This is a genomic window from Lentzea sp. CA-135723 (genome assembly GCF_050936595.1).
Classification (GTDB): domain Bacteria; phylum Actinomycetota; class Actinomycetes; order Mycobacteriales; family Pseudonocardiaceae; genus Lentzea.
In genome coordinates this window covers 3,291,247-3,313,793 of sequence record NZ_JBNJMK010000001.1, presented here as the reverse complement: position 1 = coordinate 3,313,793, position 22,547 = coordinate 3,291,247, and the positions used below count along the sequence as shown (strand labels likewise).

Genomic DNA, 22,547 nt, shown 5'->3' with positions numbered 1-22,547 from the left:
CGCGCTGGCGGGATCGTCTTGGGGTGAAACGATGATCGTGATTCTGACCGCGTTGGCGGTCGAGCAGGAAGCGGTGCTGGAGCACCTGGTGGACGTGCGCGAGCACCGGCACGCCCAGGGCACGTTGTTCGACGTCGGCACGCTCGTCGGCCGGCCTGACCGGCAGGTCGCGCTGGGGGTGACGGGGCAGGGGACGCTGGCCGCGGCCACCCTCACGGAACGGGCGATCGCCGAGTTCTCGCCGTCCGCGGTGCTGTTCGCCGGGATCGCCGGAGCGCTGCGGTCCAAGCTCGCCATCGGTGACGTCGTGGTGGCGACCAAGGTCCACGCGTACCACGGTGGCAAGAGCGAGGACGAGAACTTCCTGGTGCGACCGCGTTCCTGGGAGATCTCGCACGAGCTGGAGCAGCTGGCGCGCAGGATCCACCGCACCCGTGCGTGGTGCGAGCCGCTCGCGCCTCCCGGTGAGGCGGCCGTCCCGGAGGTCCACTTCGAGGCGATCGCGGCGGGTGACGTGGTGCTGAACTCCAGGGTCTCGCCGATCGCGCAGGCGTTGCACCACAACTTCAACGACGCCGTCGCGATCGAGATGGAGAGCGCGGGGTTCGCCTCGGCGGCCCACCTCGCGGGCCGGATCGGCACGGCGACCGTGCGCGGGATCAGCGACTTCGCGGACGGCACCAAGTCCGTGACGGACGACCGGGGTAGTCAGCGGCTCGCCGCGCGCAACGCCGCCGCGTTCACGGTCGCCCTGGCCGCCGCCGTGCCCGATGACGCCACGTCCTCCGTTGCCGCGCCGGGGAAGTGGCCGAAGCCGATACCGCCGATCACCAACCGGAACGTGGCGCGCGAGGGTGCCACGGTCGGCCAGCAGAACGCCGTGAACAACGGCGCGTTCACGATGAACCTGACGAGGGGCGACCGATGAACCACCCGCACGGCGGCACGTGGGTGCCGACCATGGACAACGTCGCCGGACCCGGCTCCAACGTCGGTCAGCAGAACACCATCAACTACGGCGAGACGACGATCCACCACTCGTCGACCTACCACGTCAACAAGGGTGACCCGCCGCGGCGGCGCTACGAGGTCGCGCGCAACTTCCTCGCCGCCGGTGTCTCCCTGAAGGCCGAACCGCTCTTCGAGGGTCTGCTGCGCGAGGAGTTCCGCACCACGGAATGTTCCTACTACTACGTGCTTTCCGTCGTGAGCGGCCGCTCGTTCAGCGACGTGGACAGCGACCTGTTCCGCAAGGTCCACGACGCGCGCAAGATCGCGCAGTCCCTGCCGGACGACGAGTGGCAGCGGGCGTTCGCCGTGGTGTGGCGCCTCATGCGACTGGTACGAGGCGAGGTCGAGGGCCAGACCGGACGTCACCGCGACGACCTGGACGACGTGCTCGCGGCGTTCGGGGCGCTGCCGCCCGAGCGGCAGGACGAGATCAACCAGCACCTGAGCGCGATCCAGCGCGGCGTGATCCAGGCGAAGCTGAACGGCGCCTACGCCCACCGCGTCGTCACCCAGCGCATGTCCGGCGGACGCGCCGCCCGCGCGTGGAAGTTCTTCGAGGCGGAACCGGCCAGGCCGCGCATGTTCACGGCAGCGGACACGAAGGCCGAACCGAAAGCCTGGCAGCACGTCGTCATCGGCGGTTTCGTCGCGCTCTTCGCACTTCTCAGCAGCTTCGCCGGCGCACCGCAGGTGTTCGGCGTCGTGTTCGCCCTCCCGTTGATGATCGGCGGAGCGGTCCTCCTGATCCACCACGGCGGACAGCGCGCCGGCACGACGTTGTGGCAGCAACTGCGGGCGAGTCAGGTCGGTCCGCTGCGGGGACAACCCGAGGCGCGGTCACCGGGCCACTGGGTGCGGACCGAGTTCGTCAAGGAGGTGCACCGGATCGTCGACAGCCGCTTCAGCGACGCCCGCCCGCACGTGGCGGGCGACTGGCCCGGGTACACGTCGGGAATCCGGGCGCACCTCAAACAGCGTCTCGTCGAGCTCTACGGCAACGCGCAGGTCCAGGCGAGCGAGGTGAGCTGGCTGGCCCAGTGGCACGCCCGCCAGGTCGCCAAGGGCTGGAGCACCAACGCGCTCCTCCACGTCGACGTCCGCCCGGCCGACCGCGACACGCTCCGGTACCGCGTCGGCATGGGCCTCGCCATCCTCGGCTTGGTCGTGCTGACGGCCTCCGGCGCGGCCGGCGCGGCGATCTTCCTGGCGATCTCCGGGTACTTCGTCGTCAAGGGAGCAACGAGGATCCGCGGTCTGAAAGCCATGAGCGCACTCGCCCGCTCCTACGACGAACAGCTCTTCCAGGCCGAGAGCCAGGGCTACGAGGAGTGGGTGCGACTGCTCGCCGACCGGCCGTCCGACAGCGAGATGGCCCGCTGGCTCGCGCTGGACAAGATCTACCTCAAGAACGACCTCGCCCGCCGCAACAACCTGACCGAAACCGATCTGGTGACGGACGTGGTCATGACGGAGGGGGCGGACGGAGCCAAGCGCGCCCGCGTGCTGCACGGCCCACCGCGCTACTCGATCTACGAGGTGCAGATCTTCCTGCTCACCCAGAGCGGCATGCGGGAGGTGCGGGTGGATCTGAACTTCCTCACCGGCGAGGCGCGCAACGAACGGCGAACCGTCTTCCCCTACACCTCCCTCGCCCACGCGAGCGTCGTCGAGTCCGGCTTCCGCGCGACCCGCGGCGAGGGGGACGGCACCAGGGAGGTGGAACGGCTGCGAGGCCACAAGTTCTGCCTCACGCTGGTGACGGGCAGGGAGATCACCGTGATCGCGGAGAACTTCCGCAACACCGACGACTCGGCCTTGGAGGACGAGTCGGAGCTGTTCATCGTGGCGCTCCAGACGTCGGGCATCGACACGGGCCTGCCGATCCTGGAGACGGCGGCCGCCGAGGGCGGCGACTGGGTGGCCAAGGACAGGGCACGCCGCGAGCAGTGGTCGCGGGACTTCTACGAGTGAGCGGAGGGGCTGGACGCGACCCCGACTCGCGTCCAGCCCTTCGCACTGTCCACTCAGGACCGGAAGAACTCCAGCAGGTCCGCGTTGATGACGTCCGCGTGGGTGGTGGGCATGCCGTGCGGGTAGCCCTCGTACACCTTCAGCGTCCCGTTCTTCAGCAACGGCGCGGAAAGCAGTGCCGCGTCGGCGATCGGGACGATCTGGTCGTCGTCGCCGTGCATCACGAGGACAGGGACGGTGATCTTGCGCAGGTCCTCGGTGAAGTCCGACTCCGAGAACACCTTGATGCCCTCGTAGTGCGCCAGGGCCGAGCCCATCATGCCCTGGCGCCACCAGTTCTGGACGAGGGCCTCGCGGACCTCGGCGCCGTCGCGGTTGAAGCCGTAGAACGGGCCGGTCGGCAGTGCGCGGTAGAACTCCGAGCGGTTGGCGGCGAGCTGGGCGCGGAGGTCGTCGAAGACCTCGATGGGCAGGCCGCCGGGGTTGGCCTCGGTCTTGAGCATCAGCGGCGGGATGGCCGCGAGGATCGCCGCCTTGGCGACGCGGGACTCGCCGTGGTTCGCGATGTAGCGGATGACCTCGCCGCCGCCGGTGGAGTGGCCGACGTGGATGGCGTCGCGCAGGTCGAGGTGTTCGGTGACGGCGGCCAGGTCGGACGCGTAGTGGTCCATGTCGTGGCCGACGGCGACCTGGGCGGAACGGCCGTGGCCGCGGCGGTCGTGGGCGATGACGCGGTAGCCCTGCTGCACGAAGAACAGCATCTGGGTGTCCCAGTCGTCCGACGAGAGCGGCCAGCCGTGGCTGAAGACGATCGGCTGACCGGTGCCCCAGTCCTTGTAGAAGATGTCCACGCCGTCCTTGGTGGTGATCGTCGGCATTGCCCTGCTCCTGTCTGGGTTGCTGCTGTTGGGAGCAACTCTGCTGCGACCGTCGCGGTCACAGGGTCTGTCACATGACTGGACCGGCGCGCCGGCCGTCAGGTGACGGCGCCCAGTGTCGTCGCGGGAGCCGGTGATCGCAGGGGGCCGTCAGCGCGACGAGGACTCGCGGCGGTAGCGGGCGGGCGAGGTGCCGAGCGCCGCGCGGAACGCCTGGCTGAACGCCGACTCGGAGCGGTAGCCGACCTCGCGGGCCACCCGCGTCACGGAGTGGTCGGTGCGGGTGAGGAGGTCGGCCGCGGCCATCATGCGGATCGCGGTCAGCAGCGTCGCCACGGTCGTGCCGGTGCGGGCGCTGAACCGGCGCAGGAACGTCGCCCGCGACATCGCCGCCTCGGCCGCCAGCCGTTCGATCGTCCACGCCTCACCCGGCTGCTCCAGCACGCCGGTGATCACGCGGCCGAGCACGTCGTCGCCCATCGCCGTCCACAGGCCTGGGGTGTCGAGGCGCTGGTCGGGGCGGCTGCGCAGGGTCATCACCAGCAACGCGTCCAGCAGCGCGGAGATCACCGCCTGCGAGCCGGCGCCCGCGAACACCGCCTCCGCGCGCAGCACCTCGGCGAGAGCCAGAGCCGGCGGGTCCAGGGTCACGTGCACGACGGCGGGCATCAGCCGGAACAGCAACGCGCCCGCGCCCTGCTCGAAGCGGTAGTGGCCGCAGAACAGGTCGATCCCGCCGCCGGTGGACGTCACGACGTGCGCGTCGCCGTGGGGGAGCAGCAGCATGTCGCCGGGGGACAGGGCGACGGAGTACCCGCCGGACGTCAGCGTGCAGGCGCCGTCGAGCAGCAGGTGGAACGGCACCTCGCCGGGCCCGGACGCCGGGTTGTCCAGCGTCACGCTCCCGGCCAGCAGGCAGCGCACGTCGATCTCGCCCTCGGGCCTCGCCAGCCGGACGAGTCCGCTCAAGCTGGTCACGCGGCCATACAATCACAAACAATGACTTGATCCGATATCGACGGAAATTGAGCCTGCAGGGTGTGGAGATCTCGATCGGCACGGGTGATGCTCCCGCGGGAGCATCACCACCTCGGGAGGACCGGCCTGTGCCGCTGATCGGCCGCGAGCAGGACATCAGTGCCATCAGGGCGTACTTCGACACCGCCGGAGTGCGCGGTGGAGCGCTGCTCGTCAGCGGGGACGCCGGGGTCGGCAAGACGGCGGTCCTCGACCAGCTCGCCGCGCGCGAGACCGGCATGGTGCTCAGGGCGGCCGGCGCGCAGTTCGAGTCCGAGATCAACTACTCGACGCTCAACCAGCTGCTCTTCCCCCTCGGCGACGAGATGCCCCCGCTCAGCGAGGCCCACCGCACGGCGCTGAAGTGCGCGCTCGGCTTCGACGTCGGCCCCGTCCCGGACCGGCTCGTCGTGTCCAACGCGGCGCTCATCTGGCTGCGCGCGGTCGCGAAGGAACAGCCGCTGCTGATCATCGTCGACGACCTGCACTGGGTGGACCGGGCGAGCGCCGAGGTGCTCAGCTTCGTCGCGCGCCGGCTCGTCGGCAGCCCCATCGTCTTCCTCGGCGCCTGCCGCACGGGCGAGCGCGGGTTCTTCGGCCAGAGCGGCCTGAACGAGACAACGTTGTCGCCGCTGCCGGTCCCGGCCGCCAGGGAACTGGTGAACGCGAACTTCCCCGACCTGGCACCTGCCGTGCGCAGGCGCCTGCTGGAGACCGCCGCCGGCAACCCGCTGGCCCTGCTCGAGCTGCCGTCCGCGCTGGACGGCGAGCAACGCTCCGACTTCACCACCCTGAGCGAGGCGCTGCCGCTGCCGGAACGCCTCCAGGGCATGTTCAGCGACCGGGTCAGGAACCTGCCCGAGAAGGCGCGGCAGATGCTGCTGCTGGGCGCGCTCGCGGGCAACGTCGACTTCGCGCGCCTGAGGTCCGCCAACAACGGCTGCGTGCTCGACGACCTGGCCCCCGCCGAGGAGGCCCGGCTCGTCCACACCGCCCCGAACCGGCTCACCTTCCGGCACCCGCTGATCAAGGCCGCCGTCGTCGAGGCGTCGTCGGAGTCGGAACGCCGCTGGGCGCACGGCGTGATCGCGACCGCCGTGGACTCCCCGGAACGCCGCGTCCGCCACCTCGCCGAGTCCACCCTGGACCCCGACGAGACCATCGCCGCGCAGCTCGAACAGGGCGCGCACGCGTTGTCCAAGCGGGGCGACGCGCTCGGCGCGATCGGTGCGCTGACCAGGGCCGCCGAGCTCAGCGCCACCCAGGACGCACGCGGCCGCAGGCTCGCGGAGGCCGCCTACATCGGGGCCGAGAACGGCGGCGAGATGGCCACCGCGACCAGGCTCCTCGGCGACGCGCGCGAGACCGGTGTGCTGGAGACGCGGTCGCTGTACGCCGCCGCGGCCGCCGCCCACCTGCTGATCAACAACGACGGCGACGTCACCACCGCGTACCGGCTGCTCGCGGGCGCCGTCGAGGCCGGTGACCACGGCTTCGACGCCGAGGACCCGGTGCTGACCGAGGCCATGCACAGCCTGATGCTCATCAGCTGGTGGGTCGGCACAGAAGAAGCGGGACACCATCACCGCGCACTGGTGAACAAGCTCGTACCAGCGCCATCACCCGTCACGCAGGTGAACGCGGCGATCTTCGCGGACCCCGTCACGGCCACAGATGACGACATCGCGACGCTCGACGCGTTGATCGACTCGGTCGACAACGACGAGGAACCCACCAGGCTCGTGCGGATCGGCACCGCCGCGCTGTTCGGCGACCGGCTGCACCGCCTGCGCGCCCCCGAACGCCTCCTCGTGCAGAACGCCCGCGAGGGCAACGGCCCTGCCCGCCGCTACATCGGCGCGCTGATCCACCTCGCGGTCGACGAGTTCCACTCGGGACGGTGGGACGAGGCGTGGAAGCTGTGCGACGAGGGCATCGCCGTCTGCGCCGAGCACGGCTTCAAGTTCTTCCGCTGGTACTTCGACTGGGTGCAGGCGCTCGTCGCGGCGGGCAGGGGCCAGGTCGCCGCCGCGCGCCAGCTCACCGACACGACCGTGCGCTGGGCGCAGGCGAACCGGGCGCTCGGCGTCACGTACTTCGTCCAGCAGGCCCGCGCCCTCGCCGAGATCGGCGCCGGCGACTTCCAGGCCGCCTACCAGTACGCGACGCGGGTCAGCCCGGCCGGGCAGGTCGCGCGCTACCGGCCCACCGCCCTGTGGTCGGGCCTCGACCTGGTCGAGGCGGCCCTGCACATCGGACGGCGGCAGGAGGCCGAGCAGCACGCCGCCGCGCTGGCGGCGACCAGGCACGTCTCGTCCCGGACGCGGCTGCTCGCCACGGCTGCGGGCGCACTGGTCTCCAGCGACCTCAAGGAGTTCGAGGACGCGCTGAGCGGGCCGGACCTCAACGTGTGGCCGTTCGACACGGCACGCGTGCGGCTCCTCTACGGCGAACGGCTGCGCAGGATGCGTGACACCAGTGGTGCCCGTGAGCAGCTCACGCTCGCGCACGACGTGATGGCGGCCCTCGGTGCCGTGCCGTGGCGTGACCGCGCGGCGGCCGAACTGCGCGCGACCGGCATCACGCGGCAGGCGAGCGCCACGGCGGACGCGCTGTTGACCCCGCAGGAACGCGAGATCGCCGACCTCGCGGGCAGCGGCATGACCAACAAGCAGATCGGCGAGAAGCTCTTCCTGTCGCACCGGACCGTTGGCGACCACCTGTACAAGATCTTCCCCAAGCTCGGCATCACCTCCCGTGCGGCCCTGCGCGACGCGCTGACCTCGTACGACGAGCGGACCGTCATGTGACGGATGCTGTACCGGCGGGTCTCGCGACACGCTGAGGGGCATGACCGAAGTCCATTGGCCGCCAGGCTGGGGGCCGGAGCAGTGCGACAGCTTCGTGAGCCACGAGCGGCTCGTCGCGGCAGCCCCGGAGGCCCTCTTCGACCACCTCACGGCGGCGGGGGAGTGGCCGAAGTGGCAGCGCGGGACCACCGAGGTCCAGGCCGGTGAGCTGTCCGTCGGCAGCGGGTTCCTCGTGGTGACGGCACTGCACGCGCTCGACGGCATCGTCGGCGAGCTCGATCGTCCCGAACGGTTCGGCTGGATCGCGGTGAGCGACGGCCTGAGCTTCTACCAGTCGTGGCTGCTGCTCCCCGACGTCGGCGGCGGCACCCGCGTGGTCTTCGAGGAGGCCGCCAGGGGCCCGTCCGCGACCCTGCACGCCGCCGAACGACTCGACCAGACGAAGGAGTGGCTGGCCTCCCTCGATATAGTCATGTATCGTGACTATCACGAAGGATGACCAGTTGGGAGCTCGTCATGATCACCACGCTCGACCACGAGGCCGTTTTCGAGCAGGCCTGGGCGCAGCCCGGCAACACCGTCGCCGACCTGCCCGCGGTGCGGGTCAACGAGGTGCTGCGCGAGCGCTACCGGGTCACCCCGCCGTTCGCGTACACGGGCACCCAGCTGTGGGACATGGAGGTCCGCAAGGCGAAGGCGCCGGACGTCTTCATCCCGACCGTGGTCCTGCCGGGGGCCGAGAAGTTCCCGAGCGTCTGGCACGGCCAGGTCGAGGAGTTCACGCGGGTGTCCGAGCAGCGGCTGTGGGCGCATCCTGGGCGGACCGCGCGGATCATCGAGCACGTGCGGCTCGACCACGAGCGCCGCCGCGCGTTCTTCGTGGGCGACGAGCGGTTCGAGGCGCCGGACGGCCGCGTGTTCACCGCGGGCACCGGTCAGCCGATCTTCCACGTCGAGCACTCCGTCGGCGGAACGGAGACCGACCCGCTCAACCTGTGGAAGATCGTGAACCTCACCGACGAGGTCGACCCGGACCTCGTGGCGGCGTTCGACAGGATGGCGAAGGACCCCTACCTGCGGGTGTTCGTCGAAGTGCATCTGCGGGAGGTCCTCGGGCGCGAACTAGTTCGCCGCTAGGGTTGCTGGATGGTCACCCGCGCGGAACGCAACGCCTCGAACCCCGATCTGGGGGTCCTGTCGGGCCGCCTGCTGTTCGCGGTGCAGCGCGAACTGTTCAAGACCCTCGCCGAGCTGGGGTTCGGCGACCTCAAGCACCGCCACGGCGCGGTGCTCGCCTACCTGGACCCGGACGGCGTGCGCGCGACCGACCTCGCGCACCTGTCCGGTCAGCACAAGCAGATCATCGGCACGCTGATCGACGAGCTGGAGACGCTCGGCTACGTCGAACGCAGGCCCGATCCGAGTGACCGCAGGGCGAAGCTGATCTGCCCGACCGGCCGCGGCCTCGCGCAGATGCAGGCCGCGGACCGCATCATGGCCACGATGCAGGAACGTCACGCCGAACGCGTCGGCAAGGGCGAGTACACCCGCTTCAAGCGGATGCTCGTCGACATCACCGAACACCAGCGCCTGGCCGGTCGGTCCTCAGAGGACTGACCGGCCGTTCGGCGTTGCGGCTCAGGCGTTCGCCGCGCGCAGGACCACCTCGGCCACGAGGTCCGGCCGTGACGCGAACACCGCGTGCGAGGCGCCCTCGACGCTGACGACCTCGGCGCCCGCGCGTTCGGCCATGAAGTGCACGGCCGCGGCCGGGATGTTCCTGTCCGCCTCGGCGATGACGAACCAGCTCGGCAGCCCGCGCCACGCCTGCGGGCCCTCCGCGGCCTCGTTCAGCGCGGCGATCGTGATCGGGCGCTGCGTGACCGCCATCAGCCGCGCCTGCTCCTCGGGCACGTCCGCCGCGAACTGCCGGTGGTAGAGCTCTTGCGCCACATAGGCGTCCTGGTTTCCGTCGGGCAGGTCGACCGTGCGCAACGTCTCGCCGAGCGTGCTGCCGGGGAACTTCCCGGACAGGCTCGCGCCGCTCTCCCCGGCCTCCGGCGCGAACGCGGCCACGTAGACCAGCGCCGTCACGTTCTCCGCGCCCGCACCGGCCTTGCTGATGACCATGCCGCCGTACGAGTGGCCGACCAGGACGACCGGTCCCTCGATCGAGTCGACGAGCGCACGGACCTGGGTCGCGTCGAAGGCGACCGAGCGCAACGGGTTGGCCGCCGCGACGACGTGGTGTCCCTCCGCCCGCAGGCGGTCCGCGACCGGACCCCAGCCGCCGGACTCCGCGAAAGCTCCGTGTACCAGAACGATGGTGGGTTTCATGCGGTCCATCCTGGTCGCGCCGCACGCCGTCAGTGCCCGTCACATGACTGTCGTCCGGCGGTGCGCGTGACGGTCGTTTCGACGACGGTCATTTGACAGACGCACGGACACCGCCTTGCGGAGGAACGTTCTCCCCATCGGAACGGACTGTCCACGGAGGACGACATGACCAGCACGCTCGTCCAGCCCGGCGCCCCAGCGCAGCCGGTGACGAGAATCCCGCTCACCACGTTCGCCATCGGCTTCGGCCTCGCGGGCCTCGCCGGCGCGTGGAGGTCGGCGACCCCCGCGCTGGGCCTGCCGGCCGCGGTGTCGCAGGTGTTCTACGCGGTCGCGGCGATCGCGTGGGTGTGGCTGGTCGTGGCCCACCTCGTCCGCGGTGCCAGAGGCGAGGAACGGCTGATCGACCAGATCAGGCACCCCGCCCAGGGGCCGGTCGCGTCGCTCGCCCCGGTCACCGCGATGCTGCTGGCCGCCCAGCTCCACACGTACTCGCACACCGCGGGGTGGGTGCTCTACCTGTTGGCGTTAACCGGATCCGCCGCGCTGGTGGTCGTCGTGTTCGGCTGGTGGTTCGAGGGCGGCCTGGAGCACGAGGCACTGCACGCCGGGTACCTGCTGCCGACCGTCGCACCCGGACTAATCGGCGCCGACGTGGCCGCGAAGATGGGCAACACAGGTCTCGCCTGGGGACTGTTCGCCACCGGCACGTTCTTCGGCATCGTCCTGACGGGGATCGTGGTGCAGCGACACTCGTTCCGCGCCCCGCTGCCGGACGCGCTGGCGCCCACCGCGATGATCCTGCTCGCGCCGCCCGCGGTCGGCGGCCTCGCCTGGTTCACGCTGAACGGCCACGTGATCGACCCCGTCGCGGACTCGATCGCCGGTGTCGGCGTGGTGCTGCTGCTGATGCAGATCGGCCTGCTTCCCCGCTACCGCAGGCTGAAGTTCTCGATGGGCTTCTGGTCGTTCACCTTCCCGCTGGCCGCCGCGGTCTCGCTCGCCGAGCAGTGGCTGAACATCGCCCAGCCGGACGGATGGCGGTGGATGACCGGCGCGTTGCTGCTGGCCATCACGGTGTTCATCGGCACGATCGGGTGGCGGTCGATCCCTGGCTTTAGTCACAAATCTTGACTATCATAAATTCATGACTACTTCAGTGGAACTGACCCGCTTCCGCGTGGCGCCGGAGAACGTCGAGGCGCTGCTCGCCGCCCGTCCGGGGATGATCGCCGACTTCGAGGCCGACCGCGAGGGGTTCCTCGGCGCCCGGCTCGTGCGGCTGGGCAACGACGAATGGCTCGACATCGTCGAATGGCGCTCCTCGCAGGACTACGCGTTGTCGAGTGCGAAGGGTCCGAACCTCCCAGGCATCAAGACGTTCTTCGCCGCGATCGACTCCCTTGTCAGTGCTGAGGAAGGCGTGCTCTCCGAGTAGGGGAGCGCACCTCGAAGGAGACAGTTGTGCTGCAGGCACTCAGCTTCGGCGTCTCGGTCGTGCCGACCGCCGACATCGACGAGAACAGGGCGGTCGTCGCGGCGGCCGAACGGGCGGGGCTCGACCTCGTCGGCGTCCAGGACCACCCGTACGTGGCGGACTACCTCGACGCGTTCGCGCTCATCGGCGACTTCATCGCCCACACCAGGAAGATCTCGTTCTTCCCCGACGTCGCGAACCTCCCGCTGCGGCCGGCGCCGATGCTCGCCCGCCAGGCGAGCGCGCTGAGCCGACTGTCGAACGGCCGGTTCCACCTCGGCCTCGGTGCCGGCGGCTACTGGGACGCGATCACCAAGCTCGGCGTGCCGCGCCGCAGCCCGAAGGAAGCCCTTGCGGCTCAAGCGGAAGCGATCGAGCTGATGCGCGCGTTGTGGCAGCCGCGCCAGAACGTGACGACGCAGGGCGACTGGTACTCGGTGTCGAGGCTGACGTCCCAGCCGCCCGCTCCCGGTGGCGTGGAGATCTGGGTCGGCGCGCAGGGGCCGCGCAGTCTCGCGCTCACCGGGCGGGCCGCAGACGGCTGGGCCGCACCGATTCCGTCGTACCTGCCGTACGAGAAGTGGGCCGGGAGCAACGCCCTGATCGACCGGGCGGCGACCGAGGCCGGGCGTGAACCGGGGTCGGTGCGCCGGATCGCGCAGCTCGTCGGCACGATCACGGACACGCCCGGACCCGTCGACCTGCAGGGGTCGGCGCCGATCCGGACGGACGCGCAGGGCTGGGCGGACGTGCTGACCAAGCTCGCGATGCAGTCGTTCACCGGGTTCGTGCTGTGGCCGGAAGGTGACGCGGCGGACCAGGCTCACCGGTTCGGTGAAGAGGTCGCGCCGGTCGTGCGCGTCCGGTTGGACTGACGGCAAAAAGCCGGGCGCCTTGCGGGCGCCCGGCTCGGTTCTCGCGGTGATCAGGCGGCGGGAACGGCCTGGATCTCCAGCGTCACGTCGGTGGCGTCCCCGATCAGCAGGGGCCCGCCGGGCAGGGAGGCGTTCCCGTTCACGCCGAACGCCTTGCGGGAAACCCTTGCGGTGGCGTGGAAGGCGACCCGGAACGAGCCGAAGTGGTCGGTGCCGGAACCCAGCGGGTAGAGGTCGAACTCCACGGGCTGGGTCACGCCGCGGAACGTCAGGTCGCCGCGCAACGCGAACCGTTCGCCGTCCGCGATCAGCTCGGTCGACGTGAACGACGCGCTCGGGTGGTTCTCGACGTCGAAGTAGTCGGCGGAGCTCAGGTGCGCGTCCCTTGGCGCGATGCCCGTGTGCAGCGACTGCGTGCCGATCTGGGCGGTGACCGAGGACTTCTCCGGATCCTCCGCGATCTCGACGGTTCCGGAGATGTCGTCGAAGGTGCCCCGCACCCGTCCGGCGACGAAGCGGGTGGCGAAGGTGACAGAGGAGTGGGCGGCGTCGATGACGTAGCTGCCGGCCGGGAAGGTGATGTCCATCATGGGTTCCTTTGTCTGCGTGGTCTGCTTCGGACTACTTCTGGTAGGACGCGACGACCTGGCCGAGCAGGGTGCCGAAGTCCATGTCGAGGGCGCCGTACACCTCGCCGGCGACCTCGCGGGCGTTGTCGCCGAGGATCTCGACCATCAACGTGGCGTAGTCGCTGACGATGACGCCGGCCTGCTGCATGCGGGCGATGCCTGCTTCCCGCTTGGTGGCGGAGAAGGTGCCGGACGCGTCCACGGCGACGTAGGTCTGGTAGCCGTCGGCGAGCGCCGCCATCGCCGGGAACGCGGCGCAGACCTCGAGGCTGATGCCCGCGATGATCAGCTTCGTCGCGCCGGTCGCCCGCACGGCGGCGCGCACTCGTTCGTCGTGCCAGGCGTTGACGGTGGAGCGGTCGTGGATCTCCTGCGATTCCGGCAGAACCGCGAGCAGTTCGGGAATCGACGGGCCCCACATGCTCGTCGCGGCCGTCGTGGTGTGGATCACCGGCACGCCCAGGGCCTGCGCCGCCTTCGCGAGCCCCACGACGTTGTGCTTGAGCTCGTTCACCGTGATGTCCCGGACGCCCGTGAACAGGCCGACCTGGTGGTCGACCAGCAGGACCGCGGCGTTCTCGGAGGTGAGCCGCTCGAGGAACGCGTTCATGGTGTTCTCCCGTTGAGGTCATGAACCTGGATAGTCACTAAGCTTGACTATCACGATACATGACTTATTGTGGGGTGCAAGAGCAACGCCCAACGGGCAAAGGGGTGAGTGAAGTGGGACAGCGCACAGCAGCGGCCGTCGTGTCCTCCGCCGGAGCGGACTTCGTCCTGCGGGACGTCGAGCTGGACGAGCCGGGGCCGGGCGAGGTGCTCGTCCGCGTCGAGGCGACCGGCATGTGCCACGCGGACCTGGCGGCGCGCGACGGCGACTTCCCGTTCCCGCTGCCTGGCGTCGTCGGCCACGAGGGCGCGGGCGTGGTCGAGCGCGTGGGGCCGGGCGTCACGTCCTTGCGACCCGGTCAGCGGGTCATGCTCACGTTCGACTCGTGCGGTGTCTGCCAGGCGTGCCAGGCCGGTGTGCCGTCGCAGTGCGCGGAGTTCCTGCCGCGCAACTTCACCAACGGCCAGGAGAACCTCGCGCTCGACGGGCAGCGCCTGCACGGCGGCTTCTTCGGCCAGTCGTCGTTCGCCGGGCACGCCCTGTCGACCGTGCGCAACACCGTCGCGGTGCCGGACGCGGCCGCGCACCTGCCGGCCGAGGTGCTCGCGCCGCTCGGCTGCGGCGTCCAGACCGGCGCGGGCGCGGTGCTGAACGTGCTGAAACCCCCGGCTGGAGCCAAGGTCGCCGTCTTCGGCGCCGGCGTGGTGGGCCTGTCCGCGGTGATGGCGGCCGCGCTGCTGCCGTTGTCCGAGATCGTCGTGGTCGACGTGCACGACTCGCGCCTCGACCTCGCCCGCAGGCTCGGCGCGACCCAGGTCGTCAACGCCCGCGTCACGGATCCCGTTGCCGCGCTGAAGGACCTGACCGGCGGCGGCCCCGGCTACGTGGTGGAGAGCAGCGGTGTTCCTGCGGTCTTCGCGCAGGCGTTGAAGAGCCTGCGCATCGGCGGCGCGGCGGCGATCGTCGGCGTGCCCCCGTTCGGCGTGACCGCGCCGGTCGACGTCGCCGACATCGTGAACGACAGCAAGCGCGTTCTCGGTGTGGTGGAGGGCGAGAGCAACCCGCCGATCTTCCTGCCGCTGCTCGCCGAGATGGTGGCGGACGGCCGGATGCCGGTCGGTGAGCTGGTGGAGACGTTCGCGCTCGCGGACGTGGAGAAGGCGGCCGAGGCGATGAAGTCCGGCCGCGTCGTCAAGCCCGTGGTCGTTCCCTGAGGGTGAAAGAGGACTTCATGTTTCGCAAGATCGCTTACGGTGCCGAGCCGTCGCAGTTCGGGTACCTGCACCTGCCGGTGGGGTCTGGGCCGTTTCCCGTTGTGGTCATGGTGCACGGTGGGTGGTGGGCCGCCATGTGGGACGACACCGCGGTGCAGCCGTTGATCGCTGACCTGGTGGGGTCCGGGTGTGCGGTGTGGAGCATCGAGTACCGGCGGATGGGGGAGGCCGGAGCCGGGTGGCCGGGGACGTTCGCCGATGTCGCCGCCGCGGTGGATCTGGTGGCCTCGTTGGACGCGCCGCTCGATCTGTCTCGGGTCGCGGTGGTCGGGCACTCGGCCGGCGGGCATCTGGCCACCTGGACCGCGCATCGTTCCGCATTGCCCGCCGGGGTGGTCGGGGCTTCGCCAGTCGTGCCGTTGGCCGGGGTCGTGTCGATCGCCGGGGTGCTGGACCTGGTCGCCGCTGACGGGGCTCGGCTGGGGACCGAGCTCGCGGATCTTTCCGGGGAGCCGCCGCGGGGTGCGCCAGGACCGTCCGGGCCTGACTTCTGGCCCGTTGTGGCGGCCGGGGTCGGGGCTGGGATGACCCGGTTCCTGATGGGGGTTTCGGCTGGTGAGGATCCTGGGGTCTACGCGTTGGCTTCGCCGGTGGAGATGGGGGACGGCGGGGTGCCGGTGCTGGCTGTGCACGGGTCTGCGGATGAGGTGATTCCCGCTGAGTTCAGCCGGACTTATGCGGAGCGGCATGCGTTGGCGGAGTTCGTGGACTCACCCGGTGGGGATCACTTCAGCGTGATCGAACCCGATGGGCACGCCTGGACCGTGGCTCGGAAGTGGTTGGCGGAGAAGCTTTCCTGACCGCGCACAACGGAAAGGGTGCCTGGCCGCTCTGTGGCCAGGCACCCTTTCCGTTGTGGGAATTAGAGAGTGATGATCACTCGGCCTGCCGCGCCCGTGCGTTCGGCGGCGTCCTGGGCCTCTGCCGTCTGGTCCAGGGTGAAGCGTTCCGCGATCGGGTAGGCCAGGTCGCCTGCCGCCAGCGCGGCGGTCAGGTCCCGGGCCGCCTGGTCGTTGGCCTCCTCCGGGAAGTCGTCGTTGCTCAGGTGCTGAACGGTGATGTTCTTGAACGCCAGTTGCCAGTACGGGAGCGGGGCTTCCGGGTCGCTGGTGGCGTAGGTGGCGATTACGCCGTTGTACTTCAGGATCTCCACGTCGAACTGCGCGTTGCCGGCCAGGTCGATCTCGGCCACTCGGTCCACGCCGTCCGGGGCGATGGTCTTGATCTGGGCGACCGGGTCTTCGGTGTCCAGGCTGATCACGTGGTGGGCGCCTGCTGCTTTGACCTCGTCGATCTGGGCGGAGTGGCGGACGGTGGCGATGACCGTGGCGCCTCCTCGGCGGGCCACGGCCAGGGCTGCTCTGCCCACTCCGCCCAGCGGGCCGGTGATCAGAACGGTTTTGCCCTCCACCGGGCCGCTGGCGAAGACCGCTCGATGGCCTGTGATGCCGGGGATTCCCACGATCGCGGCCTGTTCCAGGTCGACCTCGTCGGGCAGGTGCACGGCGTGGGCGGCGGGGACGACCACGTACTCGGCCGCCGTGCCGAACGGGCGGTAGGACTGGGCGAGGTAGACCCAGACCCGGTCGCCGACGCGGGTGGGCGAGACGTTGGTGCCGACCGCGTCGACGATGCCCGCGCCGTCGCCGTGGGGGACGACTCTCGGGAACGTCATCGTGGAGCCCCAGTAGCCGCGGCGTTTTCCCACGTCGCCCACGTGCACGCCGGAGACGGCGACCTTCACCCTGACCTCGTCCGGGCCCGGTTCTGGTCTTGGGACCTCGCCCACCTGGAACACCTCGTGGGCTGGACCCTGCTTCTCGTAGTAGGCGGCGCGCATTTCGGGCTCCCTCCGGTCGGATGTAGTAACTGTACTTGATAGTCACTAATCCTGACTAGTTGCTAGAGGCAGCGGTAGCTGGAGCTCGCCTTCGGGTCGCCGTGCAGGTAGCGGGAGGTGCGGGGGTAGGCGCAGAGGTCGCGGCTGCTGTCCGCGGTGGTGGCGGGCAGGGTCGCCGGGGCCTTGCCGCGTTCCACCCAGTCGACCAGGGACTTCAGCGGGTTCACCGGCTGGGGGCCGGTGCCACCGGCGCAGTGGTCGACACCGGGGGCGGTGAAGAGGCGGTAGAAGTCGTTGACGTCCCCCATGCGGCGTTCGACCTGCTCGCGGTACTTCAGCAGGCCGCCCGGAGGGATGAGCTGGTCGTTGGTGCCCACCCAGGTGATCAGCTTGCCGCCTGCTCGGCGGAACGCCGTGAGGTCGGGGTTCGCGGTGCCGATCGAGCCGTCGAACTCGCGGACGGACTGGCGGAAGAGGTCGCGGTACTGGGCGTAGGTGAGGGTCGCGGTGTCGAAGTTCGGTTGCTTCAACAGGAAGTTCTGCACCCACAGCGACGCCACCGGGAAGCCGGGGCCGGGGAAACCGGGGATGGTGCCCGCCAGCCAGATCGGGTCGGCGCCCTTCGGCAGGCCCGGCCAGAGGCTGCGGCCCCGTTCGTCGGTCGGGCCGTCCCAGATCTTGCGCATGACGTCGGCGTCGGCCTTGGAGATGGTGACCTCGGTGTTGTCGCAGAGGATCCTCTTGCCGACGAGCTGACGCGGGTCGTAGCCGCAGCGGTCCGGCCGGTCGACGATGCCGTTCGTGACGCCGTCGGTCGCGTCGCACGCGGAGATCGCCGCTGCGCGGAAGGCGTTCAGGACGCAGTTGCCGAGCACGTGCTTTTCGTTGGCCTGCACGGTTTGCGGCCAGAGGGTGGCCACGGCGAACTGGGACCAGTGCACGGCAGGGGCGACGGCCAGGACGCCGTCGTAGTCGTCCGGGTGGTTCTGGACCTCGGCGTAGCCCTGGCGGCCGCCGGTCGAGCAGCCGTTCCAGTAGGAGTAGGTGGCGGAACGCTGGTAGTGCTTGCGCACCACCTGCTTCGCGAGGACCGCCGCCTCGTGCACGGACCGGGTGGCGAAGTTGGTCAGGAGGGTCTGGTCGAGCCGGCCGTTCCGCACCGCCCAGCTCGCGTTCAGGCCGTCCAGGACGCCGGCGTCGGTGGTCACGGCCGCGTAGCCGTCTTGGAGGGCCTGCGAGAACGGGGCGCCGGTGTCGCCTGCCGCGTAGGCGCTGCCGCCGACGCCCTGGAGGCGTCCGGTCCACGCCTGGGGGAGGCCGATGGTGACCTTCACGTGGTCGTCGGTGTGCGTGAGCGTCACGGTGATCTCGCAGTGCGAGGGGTGGCTCACGGCGTCCACGGACTCGATCTTCGCGCCGGCCGGGGCGGTGACGGCCACCGGTGCGCAGTTCTGGGGTGCCGCCGAGGCCGGTGCTAGCGGGGACAGGCCGGTCAGGAGCAGGGTGGTGGCCAACAGCTTCGTCAGTCGTCTCACGCCCGGCGACGCTAGGAGGGGGTGCCCGGTGGTCGCGCCCGTCAGGTGACGGTGCCGGTGTACGTCACCGGACCGGGTGACAGACTTCCGCGCATGCGCGAGGTGGGGAACAGACGCTACCGGCTGGTCCGCGAGCTGGGGCGCGGTGGCATGGGGGCCGTCTGGCTCGGCCAGGACACCGTGCTCGGCCGGGACGTGGCCGTGAAGGAACTGTTGCTGCCCGGCAACGTTCCGGCAGAAGAGCGCGCGATCTACCAGGAACGCGTGTTGCGCGAGGCGCGCATCGCGAGCCAGCTGCGGGACCCCGCCGTGGTGACCGTCTACGACCTCATCTCCGAGGACGGCCAGACGTTCATCGTGATGGAGCTGATCAACGCGCCCACGCTGGAGTCGCTGGTCGAGAAGTCGGGGCCGCTCACCACCCGCGCCGCCGCGACGCTGGCCGGGCAGCTGCTGGCCGCCTTGGAAGCTGCGCACGAGTCGGGCGTCGTGCACCGGGACGTCAAGCCGGGCAACGTGATGGTGCCGGGCAAGGGCACCGCGAAGCTCACCGACTTCGGCATCGCCCAGTCCGTCGACGACCCGCGGCTGACGGCCACCGGCACGTTGATCGGCTCGCCCGCGTACATGGCGCCGGAACGCCTGGCGGGCGGCGAGGCCTCACCGGGCTGGGACCTGTGGGCGCTCGGGGCCACGCTGTTCTTCGCCGTGGAGGGGCGCGGCGCGTTCGACCGGCCCACCACCTCGGCGACGATCCTCGCGGTGATGAGCGAACGGCCGGTGCCGCGCGTGACCGGCCCGCTCGGCGAGCTGATCACCGGCCTGATGGAACCCGACCCTGGCCGTCGCCTCGGGATCGTGCAGGCGCACCGGCTGATCGAGCGCGCGCTGCTGATGGCGGAGCTCCACCCGACCGTGCCGCCCGCGTTCACCGGGCCGGTGGTCGACGGCAGGCCCACGATGGCCGGGCCGACGCTGAACGTGGACCCGGCGAGGCTGAACGGCTCGGGCCCGCTGCCGGCCTTCGGGCCGCCGCCCACGTCCGGGCCGGTGGTGATCGGGCAGTTCGCGCCCGCGCCGTCCGTGGCGGTGCCGCCGCGGCGCAAGCGGTCGGTCGGGCTGTTCCTGTCCGCGACGCTCGTGCCGTTGTTCCTCGTCGGCGCGATAGTCCTGTTGTACTTCACCGTGTTCAAGCCGATGATCGACAACATCGGCGGCGTGGGCATCGTCGACGGACCCGCCAGCACCGCCGCCATGCAGCCCGTGCTGACCCTCGGGCCCGACGGCGACCTGAAGCACGACTCGCTGATGTCGTTCCCCGACGCATGCCTCACCTGGACGCCGGCCAAGGACGTCCGCAAGATCGAGATCAAGGACCGCGTCGGCTGCTACGCCGAACACGAGACCGAGCTGCTCGACACCGTGCTCGCCAACACCGAGATCGAGAAGGACGTCCCGTACCCCGGCGTCGAGGAGCTGACGAAGGTCGGCGGCACCGGGTGCACGAAGACGTTCCTGTCCGGCAAGGTGACCGGGCAGGACAAGGAGAAGACCCTGCGGTACTGGGTGATCATCCCGACCGCGGAGGCGTGGAAGGTCAAGACCGAGAACGGCTACCGCAGCTCCGACCGGCTGATCTACTGCTTCGTCGGCAAGGCGGACGGCTCGAAGCTGGTCGAGCCGCTCATGAAGGACTGAGTCCGATGTGGACCTCGCGGGCGCAGGACGCGCCCGCGAGGCGCTTTTCTAGTCCTCGACCGCGATCGCCGACGCCGGGCACACCGCCGCCGCGTGCCGCACGTCCGCGAGCCGTTCGGCCGGCGGGCTCGCGTCCAGCAGGTCGACGAGGCCGTCGTCGTCGCGCTGGTCGAACACGTCGTCCGCGGCCAGCACGCACTGGCCCGCTCCGACGCACTTGCCCTGGTCCACCACTACCTTCACGGTCTACCTCCAGGTCACGGGCAGCTCGGCGACGCCACCGGTGAGCGTCGCGCGGACCTGCAGCTGGTCGAGTTCCTTGGCCAGGCGCATCTGCGGCAGGCGGCGGGCCAGCGCGCGGAACACCACGCGCAGCTCCGTGCGGGCCAGCGAGGCGCCGATGCAGAAGTGCGCGCCGTGGCCGAAGCCGAGGTGCGTCCTCTCCGGACGGTCGGGGTTGAACTCCTCGGCCTCGGAGTACACCGTCACGTCCCGGTTGGCCGCGTTGATGGAGAGCACCAGCGCGTCGCCGGCGTGGATTGTCACGCCCGCGAGGTCGACGTCCTCCTTGGCGTAGCGCAGCAGTCCCAGGTCGCCGGGGGCGCCGAGGCGCATGACCTCCTCGACCACCGCGTCGACGCGGCCGTCCGGGTCGGCGACCAGGGCGTCCCAGCGGGAGCGGTCGGTGAGCAGGAACAGCACGCCGAGGCCGATGCGGTTGACCGTGGTCTCGTGGCCCGCGAACAGCAGGCCGACGCACAGCCGCACCATCTGCACGTAGTCGAACGACGGGTCCTCGGCCTGCGCGCGCACGAGGTCGGAGATCACGTCCTCGCCGAGCCGGCCGCGCTTGCCCTCGACGAGCCCCACCATGTAGCGGAAGAACTCCTCCCGCGCGGCGTGGGCCTCCTCGCCGATCTCGGTGCTGGCCATGCGTTCGGACAGCGACGCGAACAGGTCGTTGTCCTCCTCCGGCACGCCGAGCAGCCCGCAGATCATGGCCACGGGCAACGGGAACGCGAGCCCGCGGTGCAGGTCCACGACGCCGGTCCTGGAGTGCTCCTCGGTCAGCGTGTCGAGGCACGCGTCGACCAGGCGTTCCATGTTCTCGCCCAGCAGCCGCATCCGCTTGGCCGAGAACGCGGGCGTGAGCAGGCGCCGCATCCGCGTGTGGTCGGCCTCCTCGGTCGCGTACTCGCCGGTCGGGCCGTCCTGCACGGCCGAGGTCGAGATGCGCGACGCCTTCTCCGGTTCCGGGTGGGAACGGCCGAAGCGCTTGTCGCCCAGCAGGAGCTTGACCTCCTCGTACCGGGTGACGAGCCACGCGGGGTCGCCCGCCGGTGTGGTCACGGGCGCGATCGGCGCCTCGCGCCGCAGCACCTCGTAGAGCGGGGCTAGATCGAGGACGTTCGGCCTGGCCAGCGGCAGCTGCAAGCGCTCTGCGTCAATGCTCATGCACCGACCGTAGCGCTTAATGGCAGATGGTGCCAATAAATGTGCTCTGCCGTGTGGTTGAATCGCCCGATGACGGACGTTGTGACGCAAAAGCCGCGCCGGGGCAGGCCCCCGGTGAGCGACGAGCAACGTCAGCGTCAGCGGCTCGACCTCTCCCGGCACGCGGTGCGCCTCTTCGCCGAACAGGGCGTCGCGGCCACGTCCGGGGAGCAGATCGCGCAGGCCGCGGGCGTCTCCGAACGCACGTTCTGGCGCTACTTCCCGCAGAAGGAGGCGTGCGTCGAACCGTTGCTCACCAAGATGGTCGACGCGTTCTGCATCGTGGTGCGCGCCTGGCCGCGCGAGCTCGAACTGATCGACCACCTCCGCGAGGCCTACACGCCGTTGCTCGACGCGGCCTCCGACGAGGACATCGAGGCCGTTCTCGCGGTCGTCCGGCTCACCCAGAACGAACGTGCGTTGCGCGCCGCGTACCTGATGCTGCGCGAACGGGCCGAGGACGCGCTCGCGGACGTGCTCGCCCAGCGCGCCGGGCTCGGCAGGGACGCCATCGAGGTGCGGGTGCAGGCGGCCGCGATGAGCGCGGTGCTCAAGGTTGCGACCGACGACGTCGCCAGGGCTGCGGCGGACGGGGTAACCAGGGCCACCCTGGAGGGGCATCGGGAGCAGATCGCCGCAGCGCTGCGAGGGCTTTCGCAGATGCTGTGACCGAACGGTCACGAATGGTCATGCAGTCTCCAGTGAGGAAACTGGTTACCTCTTGCAGGCTGGTTCTTAATCTGACGTCAACGTTGGAACCGAAACATTCCGAGTGGCGTCGGGGCCGAAACCAGTGATGGGAGAACCGCGATGGCGGTTGCCCGTTTCCAGATCTACAGATCCGCCAGTCGGGGTAGTGTCACGTGGCGATTGCTCTCCGCGAACAATCGCGGAATCGGAAAAGCAGCCGCTCCGTATCCGAGTGATGACGAATGCGCGAAAGCGGTTGCGCAGCTGAGGGAAGTGCTGTCCAGCGGTCGGGCCATGCTGACCAGGGACGCGCAGTTGTGGTCGTGGAGATTGGAACTCGGGGGAGTCGATCTCGCTGTGTCGTGCCGCAGTTACCAACGGCGACTTCAGGCCCAGTACGC

Annotated in this window: 22 protein-coding genes; 13 read left to right on the top strand and 9 right to left on the bottom strand. The window is 70.2% G+C overall.

Features of this window, described 5'->3' with window-relative positions:
- Nucleotides 1-31: 31 nt before the first annotated feature.
- Entirely contained in the window at nucleotides 32-928 is an 897-nt protein-coding gene (locus ACQEU1_RS14295; protein WP_433200657.1) for a hypothetical protein, read from the top strand.
- The gene (locus ACQEU1_RS14290) at nucleotides 925-2,982 is read left to right on the top strand and encodes a hypothetical protein (protein ID WP_433200654.1); all 2,058 of its coding nucleotides are present in this window, start codon (nucleotides 925-927) and stop codon (nucleotides 2,980-2,982) included. Before ACQEU1_RS14295 ends, ACQEU1_RS14290 begins: the two co-directional genes overlap by 4 nt.
- Nucleotides 2,983-3,035: 53 nt before the next feature.
- Here ACQEU1_RS14290 and ACQEU1_RS14285 read toward each other — a convergent pair whose 3' ends face one another.
- Both ACQEU1_RS14285 and ACQEU1_RS14280 read right to left on the bottom strand, forming a co-directional pair.
- The gene (locus ACQEU1_RS14285; protein ID WP_433200651.1) at nucleotides 3,036-3,860 is read right to left on the bottom strand and encodes an alpha/beta fold hydrolase; all 825 of its coding nucleotides are present in this window, start codon (nucleotides 3,858-3,860) and stop codon (nucleotides 3,036-3,038) included.
- A 150-nt stretch (nucleotides 3,861-4,010) separates the two neighbouring features.
- Nucleotides 4,011-4,838, bottom strand: coding sequence for a cupin domain-containing protein (locus tag ACQEU1_RS14280; RefSeq protein ID WP_433200648.1), 828 nt, complete (start codon nucleotides 4,836-4,838; stop codon nucleotides 4,011-4,013).
- A 47-nt stretch (nucleotides 4,839-4,885) separates the two neighbouring features.
- On the opposite strand from ACQEU1_RS14280, the gene ACQEU1_RS14275 reads away from it, so the two are divergent.
- From ACQEU1_RS14275 to ACQEU1_RS14260, 4 genes are read left to right on the top strand one after another with little or no spacing between them, the layout of a single operon-like run.
- Nucleotides 4,886-7,687 carry a helix-turn-helix transcriptional regulator gene (locus ACQEU1_RS14275; protein WP_433200645.1) on the top strand — a complete coding sequence of 934 codons (2,802 nt, stop codon included), beginning with the start codon at nucleotides 4,886-4,888 and terminating at the stop codon, nucleotides 7,685-7,687.
- 40 nt (nucleotides 7,688-7,727) lie between these two features.
- Entirely contained in the window at nucleotides 7,728-8,186 is a 459-nt protein-coding gene (locus ACQEU1_RS14270; RefSeq protein WP_433200642.1) for an SRPBCC family protein, read from the top strand.
- Complete coding sequence (locus ACQEU1_RS14265) at nucleotides 8,183-8,824, top strand: hypothetical protein (protein ID WP_433200639.1); 642 nt, start codon at nucleotides 8,183-8,185, stop codon at nucleotides 8,822-8,824. Before ACQEU1_RS14270 ends, ACQEU1_RS14265 begins: the two co-directional genes overlap by 4 nt.
- A gap of 9 nt (nucleotides 8,825-8,833) precedes the next feature.
- Nucleotides 8,834-9,304, top strand: a complete 471-nt coding sequence (locus ACQEU1_RS14260) for a MarR family winged helix-turn-helix transcriptional regulator (protein ID WP_433200636.1) — start codon at nucleotides 8,834-8,836, stop codon at nucleotides 9,302-9,304.
- 21 nt (nucleotides 9,305-9,325) lie between these two features.
- On the opposite strand, the gene ACQEU1_RS14255 is transcribed toward ACQEU1_RS14260, so the two are convergent.
- Nucleotides 9,326-10,033 carry an alpha/beta fold hydrolase gene (locus tag ACQEU1_RS14255; RefSeq protein ID WP_433200633.1) on the bottom strand — a complete coding sequence of 236 codons (708 nt, stop codon included), beginning with the start codon at nucleotides 10,031-10,033 and terminating at the stop codon, nucleotides 9,326-9,328.
- A 156-nt stretch (nucleotides 10,034-10,189) separates the two neighbouring features.
- Here ACQEU1_RS14255 and ACQEU1_RS14250 point away from each other — a divergent pair, with 156 nt between their 5' ends.
- Genes ACQEU1_RS14250 through ACQEU1_RS14240 form a run of 3 tightly spaced genes read left to right on the top strand, consistent with a single transcriptional unit; the run spans nucleotide 10,190 to nucleotide 12,376 of the window.
- The gene (locus ACQEU1_RS14250) at nucleotides 10,190-11,158 is read left to right on the top strand and encodes a hypothetical protein (RefSeq protein ID WP_433200630.1); all 969 of its coding nucleotides are present in this window, start codon (nucleotides 10,190-10,192) and stop codon (nucleotides 11,156-11,158) included.
- 13 nt (nucleotides 11,159-11,171) lie between these two features.
- A complete protein-coding gene (locus tag ACQEU1_RS14245) occupies nucleotides 11,172-11,462 on the top strand; it encodes an antibiotic biosynthesis monooxygenase (protein WP_433200627.1) in 291 nt (96 codons plus the stop codon).
- 26 nt (nucleotides 11,463-11,488) lie between these two features.
- A complete protein-coding gene (locus tag ACQEU1_RS14240; RefSeq protein ID WP_433200624.1) occupies nucleotides 11,489-12,376 on the top strand; it encodes an LLM class flavin-dependent oxidoreductase in 888 nt (295 codons plus the stop codon).
- A gap of 50 nt (nucleotides 12,377-12,426) precedes the next feature.
- On the opposite strand, the gene ACQEU1_RS14235 is transcribed toward ACQEU1_RS14240, so the two are convergent.
- Nucleotides 12,427-12,966: a YceI family protein gene (locus ACQEU1_RS14235; protein WP_433200621.1), complete on the bottom strand. Its 540-nt coding sequence runs from the start codon at nucleotides 12,964-12,966 to the stop codon at nucleotides 12,427-12,429.
- A gap of 31 nt (nucleotides 12,967-12,997) precedes the next feature.
- On the bottom strand, nucleotides 12,998-13,615 hold the full coding sequence (locus ACQEU1_RS14230; RefSeq protein ID WP_433200618.1) for an isochorismatase family protein: 618 nt from the start codon (nucleotides 13,613-13,615) through the stop codon (nucleotides 12,998-13,000).
- 113 nt (nucleotides 13,616-13,728) lie between these two features.
- Here ACQEU1_RS14230 and ACQEU1_RS14225 point away from each other — a divergent pair, with 113 nt between their 5' ends.
- Nucleotides 13,729-14,829 carry an NAD(P)-dependent alcohol dehydrogenase gene (locus tag ACQEU1_RS14225; RefSeq protein ID WP_433200615.1) on the top strand — a complete coding sequence of 367 codons (1,101 nt, stop codon included), beginning with the start codon at nucleotides 13,729-13,731 and terminating at the stop codon, nucleotides 14,827-14,829.
- Between the two features lie 17 nt (nucleotides 14,830-14,846).
- Entirely contained in the window at nucleotides 14,847-15,689 is an 843-nt protein-coding gene (locus ACQEU1_RS14220) for an alpha/beta hydrolase family protein (RefSeq protein WP_433200612.1), read from the top strand.
- A 62-nt stretch (nucleotides 15,690-15,751) separates the two neighbouring features.
- Here the strand turns inward: ACQEU1_RS14220 and ACQEU1_RS14215 are convergent, their stop codons facing one another.
- Nucleotides 15,752-16,729, bottom strand: a complete 978-nt coding sequence (locus ACQEU1_RS14215) for an NADPH:quinone reductase (RefSeq protein ID WP_433200609.1) — start codon at nucleotides 16,727-16,729, stop codon at nucleotides 15,752-15,754.
- A 62-nt stretch (nucleotides 16,730-16,791) separates the two neighbouring features.
- Nucleotides 16,792-18,264, bottom strand: coding sequence for a tannase/feruloyl esterase family alpha/beta hydrolase (locus ACQEU1_RS14210; protein WP_433200606.1), 1,473 nt, complete (start codon nucleotides 18,262-18,264; stop codon nucleotides 16,792-16,794).
- A gap of 93 nt (nucleotides 18,265-18,357) precedes the next feature.
- Here ACQEU1_RS14210 and ACQEU1_RS14205 point away from each other — a divergent pair, with 93 nt between their 5' ends.
- Complete coding sequence (locus ACQEU1_RS14205; protein ID WP_433200603.1) at nucleotides 18,358-19,962, top strand: serine/threonine-protein kinase; 1,605 nt, start codon at nucleotides 18,358-18,360, stop codon at nucleotides 19,960-19,962.
- Nucleotides 19,963-20,010: 48 nt separating this feature from the next.
- On the opposite strand, the gene ACQEU1_RS14200 is transcribed toward ACQEU1_RS14205, so the two are convergent.
- On the bottom strand, nucleotides 20,011-20,205 hold the full coding sequence (locus ACQEU1_RS14200; protein ID WP_382444937.1) for a ferredoxin: 195 nt from the start codon (nucleotides 20,203-20,205) through the stop codon (nucleotides 20,011-20,013).
- A 3-nt stretch (nucleotides 20,206-20,208) separates the two neighbouring features.
- Nucleotides 20,209-21,417: a cytochrome P450 gene (locus ACQEU1_RS14195; RefSeq protein WP_433200599.1), complete on the bottom strand. Its 1,209-nt coding sequence runs from the start codon at nucleotides 21,415-21,417 to the stop codon at nucleotides 20,209-20,211.
- A 69-nt stretch (nucleotides 21,418-21,486) separates the two neighbouring features.
- Between ACQEU1_RS14195 and ACQEU1_RS14190 the strand changes: the two genes are divergently transcribed.
- On the top strand, nucleotides 21,487-22,125 hold the full coding sequence (locus ACQEU1_RS14190; protein ID WP_433200596.1) for a TetR family transcriptional regulator: 639 nt from the start codon (nucleotides 21,487-21,489) through the stop codon (nucleotides 22,123-22,125).
- Nucleotides 22,126-22,547 lie beyond the last annotated feature (422 nt).

What these genes read in the sequence shown, in the direction of transcription:
- ACQEU1_RS14295 (WP_433200657.1), top strand. Translation starts at nt 32, where the DNA reads ATGATCGTGATTCTGACCGCGTTGGCGGTCGAGCAGGAAGCGGTGCTG.
- ACQEU1_RS14290 (WP_433200654.1), top strand. Translation starts at nt 925, where the DNA reads ATGAACCACCCGCACGGCGGCACGTGGGTGCCGACCATGGACAACGTC.
- ACQEU1_RS14285 (WP_433200651.1), bottom strand. Translation starts at nt 3,860, where the DNA reads ATGCCGACGATCACCACCAAGGACGGCGTGGACATCTTCTACAAGGAC.
- ACQEU1_RS14270 (WP_433200642.1), top strand. Translation starts at nt 7,728, where the DNA reads ATGACCGAAGTCCATTGGCCGCCAGGCTGGGGGCCGGAGCAGTGCGAC.
- ACQEU1_RS14265 (WP_433200639.1), top strand. Translation starts at nt 8,183, where the DNA reads ATGACCAGTTGGGAGCTCGTCATGATCACCACGCTCGACCACGAGGCC.
- ACQEU1_RS14260 (WP_433200636.1), top strand. Translation starts at nt 8,834, where the DNA reads ATGGTCACCCGCGCGGAACGCAACGCCTCGAACCCCGATCTGGGGGTC.
- ACQEU1_RS14255 (WP_433200633.1), bottom strand. Translation starts at nt 10,033, where the DNA reads ATGGACCGCATGAAACCCACCATCGTTCTGGTACACGGAGCTTTCGCG.
- ACQEU1_RS14250 (WP_433200630.1), top strand. Translation starts at nt 10,190, where the DNA reads ATGACCAGCACGCTCGTCCAGCCCGGCGCCCCAGCGCAGCCGGTGACG.
- ACQEU1_RS14245 (WP_433200627.1), top strand. Translation starts at nt 11,172, where the DNA reads ATGACTACTTCAGTGGAACTGACCCGCTTCCGCGTGGCGCCGGAGAAC.
- ACQEU1_RS14235 (WP_433200621.1), bottom strand. Translation starts at nt 12,966, where the DNA reads ATGATGGACATCACCTTCCCGGCCGGCAGCTACGTCATCGACGCCGCC.
- ACQEU1_RS14230 (WP_433200618.1), bottom strand. Translation starts at nt 13,615, where the DNA reads ATGAACGCGTTCCTCGAGCGGCTCACCTCCGAGAACGCCGCGGTCCTG.
- ACQEU1_RS14220 (WP_433200612.1), top strand. Translation starts at nt 14,847, where the DNA reads ATGTTTCGCAAGATCGCTTACGGTGCCGAGCCGTCGCAGTTCGGGTAC.
- ACQEU1_RS14215 (WP_433200609.1), bottom strand. Translation starts at nt 16,729, where the DNA reads ATGCGCGCCGCCTACTACGAGAAGCAGGGTCCAGCCCACGAGGTGTTC.
- ACQEU1_RS14205 (WP_433200603.1), top strand. Translation starts at nt 18,358, where the DNA reads ATGCGCGAGGTGGGGAACAGACGCTACCGGCTGGTCCGCGAGCTGGGG.
- ACQEU1_RS14195 (WP_433200599.1), bottom strand. Translation starts at nt 21,417, where the DNA reads ATGAGCATTGACGCAGAGCGCTTGCAGCTGCCGCTGGCCAGGCCGAAC.
- ACQEU1_RS14190 (WP_433200596.1), top strand. Translation starts at nt 21,487, where the DNA reads ATGACGGACGTTGTGACGCAAAAGCCGCGCCGGGGCAGGCCCCCGGTG.